This window comes from Niveispirillum sp. (genome assembly GCF_017996735.1).
Lineage (GTDB): Bacteria > Pseudomonadota > Alphaproteobacteria > Azospirillales > Azospirillaceae > Niveispirillum.
Genome location: NZ_JAGOGJ010000157.1, coordinates 1 through 13,722 on the forward strand (window position 1 = coordinate 1; position 13,722 = coordinate 13,722).

Annotated in this window: 12 protein-coding genes and 1 pseudogene; 9 read left to right on the plus strand and 4 right to left on the minus strand. The window is 64.6% G+C overall.

All coding sequences use genetic code 11. The features are described 5' to 3' along the window. The coding region (locus KBA48_RS28715) for an acyl-CoA dehydrogenase family protein (RefSeq protein ID WP_292912124.1) at positions 1 to 204 on the plus strand (204 nt) is incomplete at its 5' end. A gap of 42 nt (positions 205 to 246) precedes the next feature. Here the strand turns inward: KBA48_RS28715 and KBA48_RS28720 are convergent. Beyond that, the gene (locus tag KBA48_RS28720; protein ID WP_292912125.1) at positions 247 to 2,406 is read right to left on the minus strand and encodes a TonB-dependent receptor; all 2,160 of its coding nucleotides are present in this window, start codon (positions 2,404 to 2,406) and stop codon (positions 247 to 249) included. Between the two features lie 258 nt (positions 2,407 to 2,664). Here KBA48_RS28720 and KBA48_RS28725 point away from each other — a divergent pair, with 258 nt between their 5' ends. Both KBA48_RS28725 and KBA48_RS28730 read left to right on the plus strand, forming a co-directional pair. Beyond that, positions 2,665 to 3,912: a cytochrome P450 gene (locus KBA48_RS28725; RefSeq protein WP_292912126.1), complete on the plus strand. Its 1,248-nt coding sequence runs from the start codon at positions 2,665 to 2,667 to the stop codon at positions 3,910 to 3,912. 45 nt (positions 3,913 to 3,957) lie between these two features. After that, a complete protein-coding gene (locus KBA48_RS28730; RefSeq protein WP_292912127.1) occupies positions 3,958 to 5,244 on the plus strand; it encodes an MFS transporter in 1,287 nt (428 codons plus the stop codon). On the opposite strand, the gene KBA48_RS28735 is transcribed toward KBA48_RS28730, so the two are convergent. Continuing rightward, positions 5,238 to 6,347: an NADH:flavin oxidoreductase gene (locus tag KBA48_RS28735; RefSeq protein WP_367273889.1), complete on the minus strand. Its 1,110-nt coding sequence runs from the start codon at positions 6,345 to 6,347 to the stop codon at positions 5,238 to 5,240. The two genes, KBA48_RS28730 and KBA48_RS28735, sit on opposite strands and share 7 nt — an antisense overlap. A 60-nt stretch (positions 6,348 to 6,407) precedes the next feature. Further along, entirely contained in the window at positions 6,408 to 8,048 is a 1,641-nt protein-coding gene (locus KBA48_RS28740) for a class I adenylate-forming enzyme family protein (protein WP_292912128.1), read from the minus strand. A gap of 162 nt (positions 8,049 to 8,210) precedes the next feature. Here KBA48_RS28740 and KBA48_RS28745 point away from each other — a divergent pair, with 162 nt between their 5' ends. Continuing rightward, on the plus strand, positions 8,211 to 9,002 hold the full coding sequence (locus KBA48_RS28745) for a nuclear transport factor 2 family protein (protein ID WP_292912129.1): 792 nt from the start codon (positions 8,211 to 8,213) through the stop codon (positions 9,000 to 9,002). Between the two features lie 77 nt (positions 9,003 to 9,079). Here the strand turns inward: KBA48_RS28745 and KBA48_RS28750 are convergent, their stop codons facing one another. Next, on the minus strand, positions 9,080 to 9,568 hold the full coding sequence (locus KBA48_RS28750) for a MarR family winged helix-turn-helix transcriptional regulator (protein WP_292912130.1): 489 nt from the start codon (positions 9,566 to 9,568) through the stop codon (positions 9,080 to 9,082). Positions 9,569 to 9,892: 324 nt separating this feature from the next. On the opposite strand from KBA48_RS28750, the gene ectA reads away from it, so the two are divergent. The 5 genes and pseudogenes from ectA to KBA48_RS28775 form a co-directional block, all read left to right on the plus strand. Then, the gene (gene ectA, locus KBA48_RS28755) at positions 9,893 to 10,381 is read left to right on the plus strand and encodes a diaminobutyrate acetyltransferase (protein WP_292912131.1); all 489 of its coding nucleotides are present in this window, start codon (positions 9,893 to 9,895) and stop codon (positions 10,379 to 10,381) included. A 42-nt stretch (positions 10,382 to 10,423) separates the two neighbouring features. Continuing rightward, complete coding sequence (gene ectB, locus KBA48_RS28760) at positions 10,424 to 11,728, plus strand: diaminobutyrate--2-oxoglutarate transaminase (protein ID WP_292912132.1); 1,305 nt, start codon at positions 10,424 to 10,426, stop codon at positions 11,726 to 11,728. 18 nt (positions 11,729 to 11,746) lie between these two features. After that, positions 11,747 to 12,136, plus strand: a complete 390-nt coding sequence (locus tag KBA48_RS28765) for an ectoine synthase (RefSeq protein ID WP_292912133.1) — start codon at positions 11,747 to 11,749, stop codon at positions 12,134 to 12,136. A 49-nt stretch (positions 12,137 to 12,185) separates the two neighbouring features. Beyond that, a complete protein-coding gene (gene thpD / locus KBA48_RS28770; RefSeq protein WP_292912134.1) occupies positions 12,186 to 13,106 on the plus strand; it encodes an ectoine hydroxylase in 921 nt (306 codons plus the stop codon). Further along, positions 13,103 to 13,722: pseudogene (locus KBA48_RS28775) on the plus strand (aspartate kinase); the annotation flags it as partial. The gene thpD and the pseudogene KBA48_RS28775, both read left to right, overlap by 4 nt.

The window sequence follows — 13,722 nt, forward strand, 5'->3', positions numbered from 1 at the left end:
CCCGCCAGTGCCGCCATGGTGAAGGTACAGGCCACCCGCACCCTGGAACTGGCGGCACGGGAGGCGGCGCAGGTGCTGGGCGGGGCCTCCTACATCACCGGGTCGAAGGTGGAACGCATCTATCGCGAGGTGCGGGTCAACGCCATCGGGGGCGGGTCGGAGGAGATCATGCTGGATCTGGCCGGCCGTCAGCTTTTCAAGTGAAAGACAGAACCGGGGCGGTCAACCCGCCCCGGTCCCGATCCATCAATATTCCGCCGTCAGGCGCAGGCCCCAGGTGCGCGGCGCACCGGGGAACATGTTCTGCCCCAGGAAACCCAGGGTCGATCCCCAGAAGGCATATTTCTCCTGCGTCAGGTTCTTGCCATAGGCCGACACGGTCCAGACACCCGACGGGGTGGTGTAGTTCAAGTTGGCATCCAGCAGATTGTAGGATTTCTGCTGCAACAGGTTGGGATCGTCGAAGAAATAGCTGCCCGTATAGCTGCTGGACAGATTGGCCTTGAATGCTCCGCCATCGGCCAGGGTGCGTTCATAGGTGGCGGTCAGGTTAAAGCTGTCCTTGGGCACGCGCACCAACTGCCGGCTGCTCGGATTGGCCACGCCCGCGAAACTCTTATACTCGGCATCGGTATGACCATAGCTGCCGGATACCGAAAGATGTTGGGTCAGGATGGCTGTCGCCTCGACCTCCACGCCCCGGATGGTGGCGTCGGCGGCGTTGAAGACGGACTGCACCACGCCCTGTGTCGGGCTGGTGCCCAGAACGGTGCGCTGCAAATCCTTGTAATCATTGTTGTAGGCGGAGAGGTTCAGGCGCAGGTGCCGGTTCAGCAGGTCGGCCTTGTACCCCACCTCGTAAGCGGTGACCTGCTCCGCCTTGTACGGCTCGATGATGGCCGTCCCGCGCAGGGAGAAACCGCCACTGCGGAAACCGCGTGTGGCCGACGCGAACAGCAACTGGTCGTCCGTCACCTGATAGGCCAGGCCCAGCTTGGGCGACAGGTTGCTGTCGTCAGTCTTGGCCTGCGGCGACAGGGTGCAGGTGGAGAAATCCAGGGCGCAGGACCCGAACGGCGCCGAACGGGCCTTCTTCGTCTCCTCCGTATAGCGCGCGCCCACGGTGACGGTCAGCCTTTCCAGCGGACGCCAGTCGGCCTCGGCAAAGGCAGCAAAACTGTCATTGTCCAGCAGAGACCGGGTCGCCAGACGCTGTGTGCCATTGTTCAGGGTGCGCCCCTCGCGGAAATTGAAGCTCTGCTCGAAATAATACAGCCCCGTGGTGAAGTCGAAACTGTCCGACAGCGGCATGGCATAGCGCAGTTCGGAACTGAACTGGTCCTGATCCTGCGCGATGCTCTGCAGGAAGGCCCGGCTGGGCGTGCCGTCGAAATCGGTCAGCACCCGCGTGCGCACATCGCGATAGCCGGTGACCGAGGTCAGCACCCCGTCGCCCAGGGTCCAGTTCAGTTCCAGCACGCCGAACAGCACGTCGATATCGTTGCTGCCGCGCGTATCGGGCGCCACGGTCCAGAAATTGGCCGGGGTGAGATAGCCCTCCTGCTGCGGCAGGGTCATGGGGGAGCCGGGAAGAGTGGAGGGTGACACGCCCCGCGCCACAACCGGATCACCCTTTTCCGAATACCATTCGCCGATCAGCGTGATGTCCAGATTGTCGCTGGGCGTGAAGCGCAGGCTGGGCCGCAGGATGACGGAATGGCTCTTGCCATAGTCGCTGTCGGTTGTGGCATCGGTGAAGTAACCATCCAGCCAGCGGCTTTGCACCGCCAGACGGGCCGCCACCTTGTCCTCAACCAGCGTGCGGTTCAGCACGGCAGAGGCTTCGTAACTACCGTAGGTGCCAATGCCGACCGTGGCCTTGGTGGCCTCACCGAAGGACGGCCGCGCGCTGCGGAAAGAAACCGCGCCCCCCGTTACATTGCGCCCGAACAGGGTGCCCTGCGGACCGCGCAGGATCTCCAGGCTTTCGACATCGAACAGGTCGCCCAGCGCGCCATAGTTGGACCCCCAATAGACGCCATCCTGGAAGATGCCCACGGCCGGCTCGTCGGACGGGGTCGATCCCGATACGCCCATGCCACGGATGGCGAAATTCTGTACCCCCTTCTGGGCGGAGGGCTGCAACGCGACGGATGGCGCCAGCCGGCCGACATCGACGATGTCGTTGACAAGGAAATCCTGCATCTGGGCAGGACCGAAGGCCGTGGCGGAAATGGGCGTGTCCTGCAGGCTCTCGCCCCGCGCCCGCTTGCGTGCCGTCACGACGATCTCGTCAAGCTGCATTACATCATCGGTCGCTGGTGCCGACTGTGCCCAGGCCGCATCAACGGCCAATGAAAGAGCCAGAATGGAAATGCCGCATGCCAGGCCGGATTTCCGTTTCATTCAAACCTCCCCTTTGCACATCCTTCATGGGATCGTGCCGTTTTCGGAAGGATTGGCCTGCATCGCGCCGGCAATGCAAGCCGTATCCATACCAATGTCTTCATTACGGGCACTGCGGCGATCATCCATCGGCAGCACGGCAGGCCCGGACCTACTGTCCACGTCCTGCCCATCTGCGAAACCTGCCAATCGATAGGTTCACGCCAAACGGCCCCCACCTAGGCTGCAATCAGAATTCGCAAAAAACGGGAGGAGCAGATGCCCGACGGTCAGAACGCGCCGGACAGGCCGGATGGTTGCCCGCGCACCGCCAGTGTCCTGGATTTCACCGACAAGGACCCGTTCGGCTTCTATGCCGGTCTTTCCAGCGGCGGCCCCGCACCTGTCTGGGATGAAACGGCCGCAGCCTGGCTGGTGCATGATTTCCAGCAGTGCCTGGATTGCCAGCGTAATGAAAGCCGTTTCGCCAATATGTACAGAGATGCCGACCCGATCACGGTCGCGATCAAGGGTGGTGGCGCCAACATCACGCTGAGCCAGGGGCCGGAGCATCTGAAGCTGCGGCGGTTCCATTTCCGCCTGCTGTCCGCCACCAATGTCGAACGGTTCCGGGAAGCCCATATCCGCCCCATCATCGATGGCCTGCTGGATGGGTTCCCGACGTCGGGTAGGGTCGATCTGGCCGCCGATTATGCCGCACAGATCCCGCCGCGCATCATCTGCGCCCTGCTGGGCATGCCAACCGATGACGACACCGTCCACGAAATCCTGGACGCGAACGAGGCCATCGTGCGCTTCATCGCTTCGGGATACCGCGATACCGGCTTGCGGGATCTGGCACTTGCGGCATCACGGCGACTGAACGACCTGCTTCTCCCCTATGTCCAGGCCCGCCGCGACAATCCCGCCGACGATTTTATCAGCCGCGTCTGGCAGGAAGCTTCGGTCGACGGGATCACCCTGGACGAGGCCGGCGTCATGGGCATCTGCCGCGAAATCTTCTTCGCCGGGTCCGATACCAGCGTCCATGGCATCGCCAACGCCCTTTACCTGATCCTGTCCGACCCGGCGCTGAAGGCGCGGGTCATGGCAGCCCCCGGCACCGTCCTTCCCGCCCTGGTGGAGGAATCGCTGCGGCTGATGAATGTCGTCCAGTTCCGCCACCGCCGCTGTCTGGAGGATACGGAAGTGGGTGGGGTGCCCATCGCCAAGGGCCAGGTTATCATCCTGCTGCATGCCGCCGCCAACCGCGACGCCGAACGCTTCCCCTGCCCCGATAAGGTCGATCTGGAACGGCCGGACCCGTCGGCGCATCTGGCCTTCGGACGCGGCATACGCTCCTGCGTGGGGGCACAGTTGGCCCGGGCGGAAATGCAGGAGGCGGTGGCATTGCTGCTGGCCCGCTACCCGGCGGTTCGCCTGCATCCGGACGGGCCGCCCCCCTATTTCCGCGCGCTCTACATGCGGTCCATGGGCCCCCTGCATGTTACGCTGGACGGACGATAAAGAGGCCGCCGACGGCCCGGAACAGCAGTTGGAAGGAAACGAACCATGATTGGCCCGCCTTCGGCAGGGTCCGCAACGGCGGACCGGCTGAAATACTACACCCTCGCCATGGTCATGGTGGTGGCCTTCATCAGTTATGTCGACCGCCAGATCGTCACCATCCTGATCCAGTCGATCAAGGCGGATCTGGGCCTCAGCGACACGCAGATCGGTCTGTTGACGGGTGTCTTCTTCTCCGCCTTCTACATGGCGGCAGGCATTCCCCTGGCCCACATATCCGACCGGGGCAACCGCCGCACCCTGATCGCCGCCTGCGTCGGGTTCTGGAGCGTGATGACCATGTTCTGCGGCATGGCCACCAGCTATGTGCACCTGGCCATCGGCCGCATGATGGTGGCCACGGGCGAGGCCGGCAGCGCGCCCGCCAGCTACTCCATGCTGACCGACATGTTTCCGCCCCGCCTGCGCACCCGCGTCTTTGCGTTGATGAGTTGTGGCAGCGCATTCGGTATCGCCTTCGGTGTCTTCCTGGGCGGTGCCCTGAACGATGTGCTGGGCTGGCGCGCCACCTTCCTGATCGTCGGCGCACCGGGCCTGCTGGTGGCGCTGCTGTTCCGGTTCACCGTGCCGGAACCGGCCCGCCCGGCGGCGGGGCCGGCACAGGTGCTGCCCCTGGCCGCCACCTTCCTGTCGTTCCTGGGGCTGAAGACCTATCGCGCGTTGATCCTGCTGGCCGTGCTGGCATCGATTTCCGCCTTTGCCATGCTGTCCTGGATGCCGGCTTTCCTGATCCGGGTGCATGGCATGTCGACGGCCGATGTCGGGCTGAAGATGGGGACCGCACTGGCGGTCGGACTTCTGCTGGGCAACCTGTGCTGCGGCACCATGGCCGACAAGCTGGGGGCGCGCGACATGCGCTGGCTGATCTGGACGGCCGGGTGCGGGCTGCTGGCCTGTGTGCCGACGGGCCTGCTGTCCCTCTACTGGATCGATGCGGATGGCGCCATCCTCTGGTTCGGGGCCTTCACCTTTTTCCTGGGCTTCTGGGCACCGCCCGTCATCACCATCGTCATGGGGCTGGTCCAGCCGCGCGCACGGGCATTGGCCGCCTCCACGATCCCCATCCTGCAAAGCCTGGGCGGCGCGCTGGGTCCCCTGGCTGTGGGCATGGCCAGCGATGCCCTGACCCCCGAACACGGGCCACAGGCGCTGCGTCACGCTATGGCCCTGTCGCTGGCGGGGTGTCTTCTGGGCGGGTTGACGGCGCTGGCGGGCGGACGGCTGCTGATCCGGGAATACCGGGCCAGCGGCACGGTCTCCCCGGATCAGTAGAGGATATCCAACGCCTCCTTGGTGAAGGGCTTGAGCTGATCCAGCCGCCCTTCACGGAGCTTGCGCGCCCATTCCGGATCGGCCAGCAGGGAACGGCCCACCGCCACCAGATCGAACTCCCCCGCCTCCAGCCGCGCGATCAGGGGGGCAAGGTCGGTGGAGACTTCGGCCCGTTCCCCGACATCGGTCACCGACATGGGACCGGCCATGCCGACGCTGCCCACCGTGATGGTGGGCTTGCCCAGCAAGCGACGCATCCATCCGGCAAGGTTCATGTCCGATCCAGGGAATTCCGGTTCCCAATAACGGCGTTGCGAGCAATGGAACATGTCCACGCCAGCATCGGCGATGGGCTGGAAAATGGCCTTCAGCATCTCCGGCGTCTCGGCCAGCCGGGCGCCGTAATCCTGCTGTTTCCATTGCGAGACGCGCAGGATGACGGGGAAGTCCGCGCCCACGGCGGCGCGCACGGCCGACACCACCTCCACCGCGAAGCGGGTGCGGGCCACGGCATCGCCGCCATATTCATCCTCACGGATATTCAGCCCCTCCCACAGGAAGGCGTCCAGGATATAGCCATGGGCGCCATGGATCTCCACCCCGTCAAAGCCCAGCGCCCGCGCGTCAGCGGCGGCGCGGGCGAAGCTGTCCGCGATCTCCTTGATTTCCGCCCTGGTCAAAGGCGCCGATGCCTGCTTTCCGCCGGGCCGGAACAGGCCGGAAGGGCTGGCATTGGGCAGGTGCCGGTTGGGATAGTCATTGCTGGGATGGCGCATGGGCCCGACATGCCATATCTGCGGTACGATCCGGCTCCCGGCCTCATGCACGCCATCGACCACCCGCCGCCATCCGTCCAGCGCCGCCCCGTGGAAGGCCGGCACCCGCACGGAGTAGGAGGAGGTGGGATGGTCGATCGTCGTGCCTTCGGTGACGATCAGAGCCACACCGTTCTCTGCCCGCCGACGGTAATAGGCCGCGACATCGGGGCCGGGAAACTGGTCGGGGGATTTCCAGCGCGTCATCGGCGCCATCACGATCCGGCCGCGCAGATGCAGCGGACCCAGATCGAAGGGCCGGAAAAGGGCATCAAAGGCGTTCATCATTCCATCCGCATAGGTGGGAAACCATGGCGCAAGACAATCACGCCCGGCCCTTCGCGGCCCCTATCCGATGGTGGTGGTTCGGTAGGGTTCAGGCAGAAGCGCGCGCAGGCGGAACTTCTGGACCTTTGTCGATGACATGGGCCATTCATCGACAAAGACCACGGCGCGCGGGATTTTCCAGCGTGCCAGTTCCCCCTGGCACATGGCGATCAACGCTTCTTGCGTCACTGTACCACCCGGTATCCGCTCCACAAAGGCCACGGGCACCTCGCCCATCCGCGCATCGGGCGCGCCGATCACCTGAACCATCTTCACGTCGGGATGCCGGGTCAGGAAGAATTCGATCTCCGCGGCGGCGACATTCTCCCCGCCGACTTTCAGCATGTCCTTCAGGCGCCCGGCATAGTGCAGCCAGCCATCGGCATCGATCCGGCCCCGATCACCCGTGCGGACCCAGCCGCCGGCCAGGATGGCCGCCGTCGTGGCATCCGGGTCGCGGTAATAGTTCAGGAAGGCACCACCACCCCGGAACTGGATCTCCCCCATCACCTCCGGCGGGCAGACGGTGCCGCTGTCCGGATCGAAGATGCGGATTTCGGTATGGTGCGGCGGCCGGCCGCTGGTGACGGCGCGCAAGTCCACCGGCGTATCGGCGGGAGTGAAGGTGATGATGCCCGCCCCTTCCGTCATGCCGAACAGGTTCAGCAGCACAGCCCCCGGCGGCAGCAGCCTCTGGATCGCCTGCTGCGTGGCCGGCGGCCCGACATTCAGCATCGACCGGACAAAGCCGAACGCCTCACGCGAATAGGATGGATGCTGCAGCACCGTCAGCGACATTTGCGGAAAGCCGGAATAAAGATGCGCGATACGATGGCGGCGGATCAGATCCACCGCCCCCTCCGGTTCGAAATGCGGCTGTGTCATGAAGGCCGCACCCCGCGACAGGACCGCCGTCATCGGCCCCACCCCGCCCGTATGGAAAAACGGCATGGGCATCCAGATCCTGTCCGCCGCCGACAGATCGACCGTCTCGGCAAATGTGTACCAGCTCCGCTGGATGCCGGCATGGGACAGGACACAGCCCTTGGGCGCGGAGGTGGTTCCAGAAGTATAGATGATGACGGCCGCATCCTCCGGCGCCACCGACCGCCAGGCATTGTCAACCGCGCTGTCGGCAATGCCCTTTCCGGCCTCGATCAGGGTGTCCTCCGACAAGAAGCCTTGATGGCGTCGGCGTCCCATCAGCACCGCATGCCGCAGATCGGGCGCCCCGGCGTCCCCCCCTTCCGTCAGATGGGGCAGGGTCTGCTCCAGCAACCCGACAAAATCGACATGGTCGTCGATGGCATCGGTCGTGAACAGCATCCGCGCCTGACAATGGGCGATGGCATAGGACAGTTCATGGCGCTTGTAGCGGGCATTCAGCGGCACCATGACGGCACCGGCATAGAGACCGGCGAAGAAGCAGGGCAGCCAGTCGGCACAGTTCGGCATCAGCGTCGCCACATGGTCGCCGGGCCTGATTCCCAACGCGACCAACCCCTTGGCCATGGCAAGGGCACGGGCATGCAACGCGCCGTAAGTGATCTGGCTGTCGGGAAAGATGCCGAAGACCGCATCGGGTGTCAGGACGGCCTGTCCGGCCAGCAGGCCGGCAATGGTGGTATTCCCCGCTTCTGGCCGGGTGTTCTTCTGCGTCATCCTGCTATCCCTTCCCCAATCGTCGCTCAACATCCAGACGGTCCTTGTTACCGGCCGAAAGCGTCATGGACACCCATCCAAGGTTAGGTGATGCGGCCCCGTTCGTGGCCAAGACTGGCAAAATCGGGCACCGATGCCCCGCCCTTCCATGGACGATCCGCGATGAATGCCAACCTCTCCATCCTCCGGCGCTATGTGACCGATTTCGTGAACCGGCATGATTTCTCGGTGATCGGTGACATCATGCAGACGGATTACACGCTGCATACCGGCGGCCATGTGATCAGCGGCCGCGACGATGTCTACCGTTCGGCCGTGGCCCGTCAGTTCCAGCAGTTTCCCGGCCTGGTTTTCACGCCGCATGAGGTTATGGTGGCGGGCGATTGCATCGCGGTGCGCTTCACCGAACATGGCGCATCGACCAGACATGCCGGGCGGCCGGCGGCCTGGGAAAGCATCGGGTTTTACAAATTACGGGACGGCAGGCTGGCCGGCTGCGCCATCGAGCAGGATTATTTCTCGCGGCGGCGACAGTTGGAAGAGGGCCCTGCCATGATCGTAGACAATCCCGCCATCGCCCCCTGGGACAGTCCGGAGGCGCCCCCCAGCCCAGCCGGCGAACAGACGGTCCGCAATTGGCTGGTGTCGGGAAAGCTAACCGATGTCACGGGTGTGCGGATCGATGATCAGCGCGACACGAACCGTGTCGACCGGATCCTTGCACAATCATCCATCACCATCACCGATCTCGTCTCTGCCGGTGACCGCGTCGCCTTCCACGCGCGGCAGGAAGGTGTGCTGGCGGACGGGTTCGGGGATGCAGCAGCCGGAACGCCCGCCTGGATGCATTGCACCGGCATTGTCAGGGTCCGTGACGGGGCCGTCACAGTCGGGCATGTCCTGCGTGATCGATGGGGCCTCTACCGCCGTCTGGCAACGCGGACAGCGCCCTGAACCGGGCCGTTTCTTCAATATGATATGGCAACCCAAAGCCTGGATTTATGCGGTGCGTCGATGACTGATTGCCAGGCTCATGATGGCAGCCGGTCGATCGGTCCGCCAGTATCGATCAGGGGGGCAGCGTCGATCTTTTCCGCGTCCAGCAGGGCGCTCAACCGTTCCAGCATGGCCACGACCATAGCCTGCTCCCAATCCGGCAGGTGCTGAAACCGACCGGAAAACAGGTCCTGGAGCATATCCGGCGCCTTGGCCAGGGTTTCCCGTCCCTTCACCGTGATCACCACCCAGATCTGCCGCCGGTCCTGCTCACCGCGCCGCCGTTCGACCAGACCCAACACCTCCAGCCGGTCAACCAGATTGGTGACCGTGGCCTGGCTGAACTGCACGGCAGCCGCCAGACTGCTGGGCGTGGCCTGCCCCCGCCGGGCCAATTCCTGCAACAGCAGCAACTGCGACGGTGTCAGTCCGGTAGCGGTCACCAACTGCCGCTCCGCCTGATCGGCCGCGCGCATGATGCGTCGGATGGCCCGAAGGGCTGCCTCTGTACGGGGTTCAATCATGGTCGCCGATCGCTTTGCGGTCCGTAGGAATCCCTGTGCTTTACCGGGGACAATATGGGCCGGCAAGCGTGAATATATTTCACATAATGAAGCAATTTTCTCACCCAAACATGCGGCATCCCTGCCCGTGAGTACATGCTATGCAGGCAAAAAGGTTGACTCACTGGCAGGTTCCGTCAAAACTGGCGCCACTCCAGCCGAGATGGGACCCATCGGTTCCGTCAATTTAATTCGAGAGATAAAATATCAAGGGGGTGAAGAATGGCTCTGCCAGCCCACCAACCCGCCGCCACGGACTTTCCTCAAGGGCACGTGGCTGTCTCCTTGCGCAAACCACAGGCGGCTGATGGCGCCGCCATCCATCGTTTGATTGCGGCCTGCCCGCCGCTGGACGTCAATTCGCTCTATTGCAACCTCTTGCAGACCAGCCATTTCGCCGATTGCTGCATCCTGGCCGAGGGCGCGGGGCGGGTTGTGGGCTGGGTTTCGGGCTATCGCCTGCCTGCCGATCCCCGCACCTTGTTCGTCTGGCAGGTTGCGGTCGATCCCGTTGTTCGCGGCCAGGGGCTGGGCCGCCGCCTGCTGACGGCCTTGCTGGCCCGCCCCGGCCTGGGCGATGTCACCGCCATCGCCACCACCATCACCCCGTCCAACCGGGCCAGTTGGGCGCTGTTCCAGGGCTTTGCCGACAGCCAGGGGGCCACGCTGCGCCACGACGCGCATTTCGATCGCGAACGCCACTTCGCCGGCGCGCACGAGAGCGAACATCTGGTCACCATCGGCCCGCTGCCCACCGTGCGCGCCGCCGCCTGACCGGGCCCCCGTGCCCACCAACAACAAATGGAAACAACCATCATGATGCCGACACCGACGGCCACCCCGCCCGACGTCACCACCTTCGACCGTCTGGAATCACAGGTCCGCAGCTATTCCCGCGCCATGCCGCGCCTGTTCAACCGGGCGCAGGGAGCGTGGATGGAGGATGCGCAGGGCGGGCGCTATCTCGACCTGCTGTCCGGCTGCTCCAGCCTGAATTACGGCCATAACCACCCGGTGCTGAAGCAGGCCCTGCTGGACTATATCGCCGCCGACGGCATCGCCCACAGCCTGGATCTGCACACCGCCGCCAAGCAGGCGTTCCTGGTTGAGTTGGAGCGCACGATCCTGGTCCCACGCGGCCTGTCCTATCGCGCCATGTTTACCGGCCCCACCGGCACCAATGCGGTGGAGGCGGCCTTGAAGCTGGCGCGCAAGGTGACGGGGCGCCAGCATGTCATCGCCTTCACCAACGGCTTCCATGGCATGACCCTGGGTTCCCTGGCCTGTACCGGCAATGCCGGCAAGCGCGACGGGGCCGGCGTGCCGTTGAACCATGTCAGCCATGAACCGTTCGACGGCTATTACGGTCCCGATATCGATACGGCCGACCTGCTGGACCAGCGCCTGTCCGACCCGTCCAGCGGACTGGACCAGCCTGCCGCCATCCTGGTGGAGGCGGTGCAGGGCGAAGGGGGCCTGAACGTCGCCTCCGCCGACTGGCTGCGCAAGATCGCCGACATCGCCAAGCGTCACGGCGCCCTGCTGATCCTGGACGATATCCAGGCCGGGTGCGGGCGCACGGGCGGCTTCTTCAGCTTTGAAGAAGCGGGGATCATTCCCGACATCGTCACCCTGGCCAAATCGCTGTCCGGCATGGGACTGCCGTTTGCGTTGGCCCTGCTCCGGCCGGAACTGGACCAGTGGCGGCCCGGCGAACATAACGGCACCTTCCGCGGCAATTGCCATGCCTTCGTCACCGCCACCGCCGCCCTGCGCCATTTCTGGCGCGATAGCGCGTTCGAACAGACGGTGCGTCAGCGCGCCGACCTTCTGGGCCGCCGCCTGCACGCCATCGCCGCCCCCTATGGCGACCAGATACGCGTCAAGGGCCGGGGCATGATGCAGGGCATCGATGTCGGATCGGGTGAGGTTGCGACGCGTATCACGGCTGCCGCTTTCGCTCGCGGTCTCATCATCGAAACCAGTGGCGCCCATGACGAGGTGGTGAAGGTGCTGGCCCCCCTGACCATCACCGAGGCCGAACTGTCGCAGGGCCTGCTGATCCTGGAACAATGCGTCGCCATGGTCATGGCCCCCCGCTTCAGCGCCGCCGCAGAGTAACCAGCGAGGAATATCAACATGATCATCCGCACCCTGACGGACGCCCGTGCGTCCGACCGTAATGTCGCGGCCCCCGGCTGGGAAAGCGCCCGCCTGCTGTTGAAGGATGACGGCATGGGCTTCTCCTTCCACATCACCACCATCCTGGCCGGGGCCGAACTGCCCATGCATTACAAGAACCATCAGGAATCGGTCTATTGCATCAGCGGCGAGGGCAGCGTCGAGGATCTGGCCACGGGACAGGTCCATGATATCCGGCCCGGCACGATGTATGCGCTGAACCTGAACGACCGGCACATCCTGCGCGGCCGCACGGAAATGGTCATGGCCTGCGTCTTCAACCCGCCGGTGACCGGCCGTGAAGTGCATGACGAGACCGGCGCCTATCCGGCGGACAGGGCGGCGTGACGATCATGCGCCGTCGCCAAAGCCCGGAATTTTATTGCGAGACCATCTCATGACCGATCACTACCCCTCCCGCTGCGCCGATCAGGCGCGGTTGCTGCCACGCCTTGACCCCGTAGTCCACGGCGCCTGGCACCCGCAATCCCCCCTTTCCCAGGCTCAGGCTGATTTCTTTGAGGAAAACGGCTATCTCGTCCTGGAAAATCTGTTCGAGGCCGAAGAGATAGACACCCTTCGTGCCGAGGCGGCCGGCCTGCTGGGCCATCCAAAGGGGCTGAAGCCGGACACCATCATCACCGAACCCGGCGGCACGGAAGTGCGGTCGATCTTCGAGATCCACCGCCAGAACGCCATGATGGCCTGGCTGGCCGCCGATGCGCGGCTGTCGGAGGTGGCGCGGTTCCTGCTGGCCGACGATGTCTATATCCACCAGTCGCGCCTGAACTACAAACCCGGTTTCCAGGGTCGCGAGTTCTATTGGCATTCCGATTTCGAAACCTGGCATGTGGAAGACGGGATGCCCCGCATGCGGGCCCTGTCCATGTCGGTGCTGCTGGCCCGCAATACGCCGCATAACGGGCCGCTGATGCTGATCCCCGGATCACACCGGGAATTCCTGACCTGCGTGGGGGAAACGCCGGAGAACCATTACAAGTCTTCATTGAAGAAGCAGGAATATGGCGTCCCGGACGAGGACAGCCTGGCCGATCTGGTCAATCGCCACGGCATCGTCGCCCCCACGGGCGAACCGGGCACGGTGATCATCTTCGACTGCAACATCATGCACGGGTCGAACGGCAACATCACGCCGTTCCCGCGCGCCAATGCCTTTCTGGTCTATAATGCCGTCAGCAACCGGCTGGAGAAGCCGTTCGGGGTGGAAAAGCCGCGCCCGTGGTTCCTCGCGCACCGCGGCGAACCCGAACCGCTGCCCCACCGGCACGGCCCGCTGGTCGAGGCGGTGCCGGCATGAGCGGGCACAGCGTCGAGAAGATCGGCGGCACATCGATGGCCGCGACCGCGACCCTGTTCGACAATGTCCTGATCGCCGGGCGTTCGGGCGCCGACCTGTACAACCGCATCTTCGTCGTGTCGGCCTATGGCGGCATGACCGACCTGCTGCTGGAGAATAAAAAGACCGGCGCGCCGGGCGTTTACGGCCGCTTCGTCGCCGACGATGATGCCGACGGCTGGCGCGAGGCGATGGCCGACGTGCGGCGCGCGATGCACGAACGCAATGCGGCGATCTTTGCCCGTCCGGGCAGCCGCGCGGAGGCCGACGCCTTTGTCGACGCGCGGATCGCCGCGGTTTCGGCGTGTCTCGACGATCTGGCGCGGCTGCGCAGTCACGGCCGTTTCTGCGTCAAGGAACAGCTGATGACGGTGCGCGAGCTGCTCGCCGGGATCGGCGAGGCGCACAGCGCGCACGGCACCGCGCTGCTGCTGCGCGACCGCGACGTGAACGCCCGTTTCGTCGATCTGACCAGCGCGGGGCCGCAGCGGCTGTTCAACATCGCCTGCAAAGGCCGGATCATGGCCGGCTACGACGCCGATCTGACGATCGTCGATCTCAAGCGCGAGGAAACCAT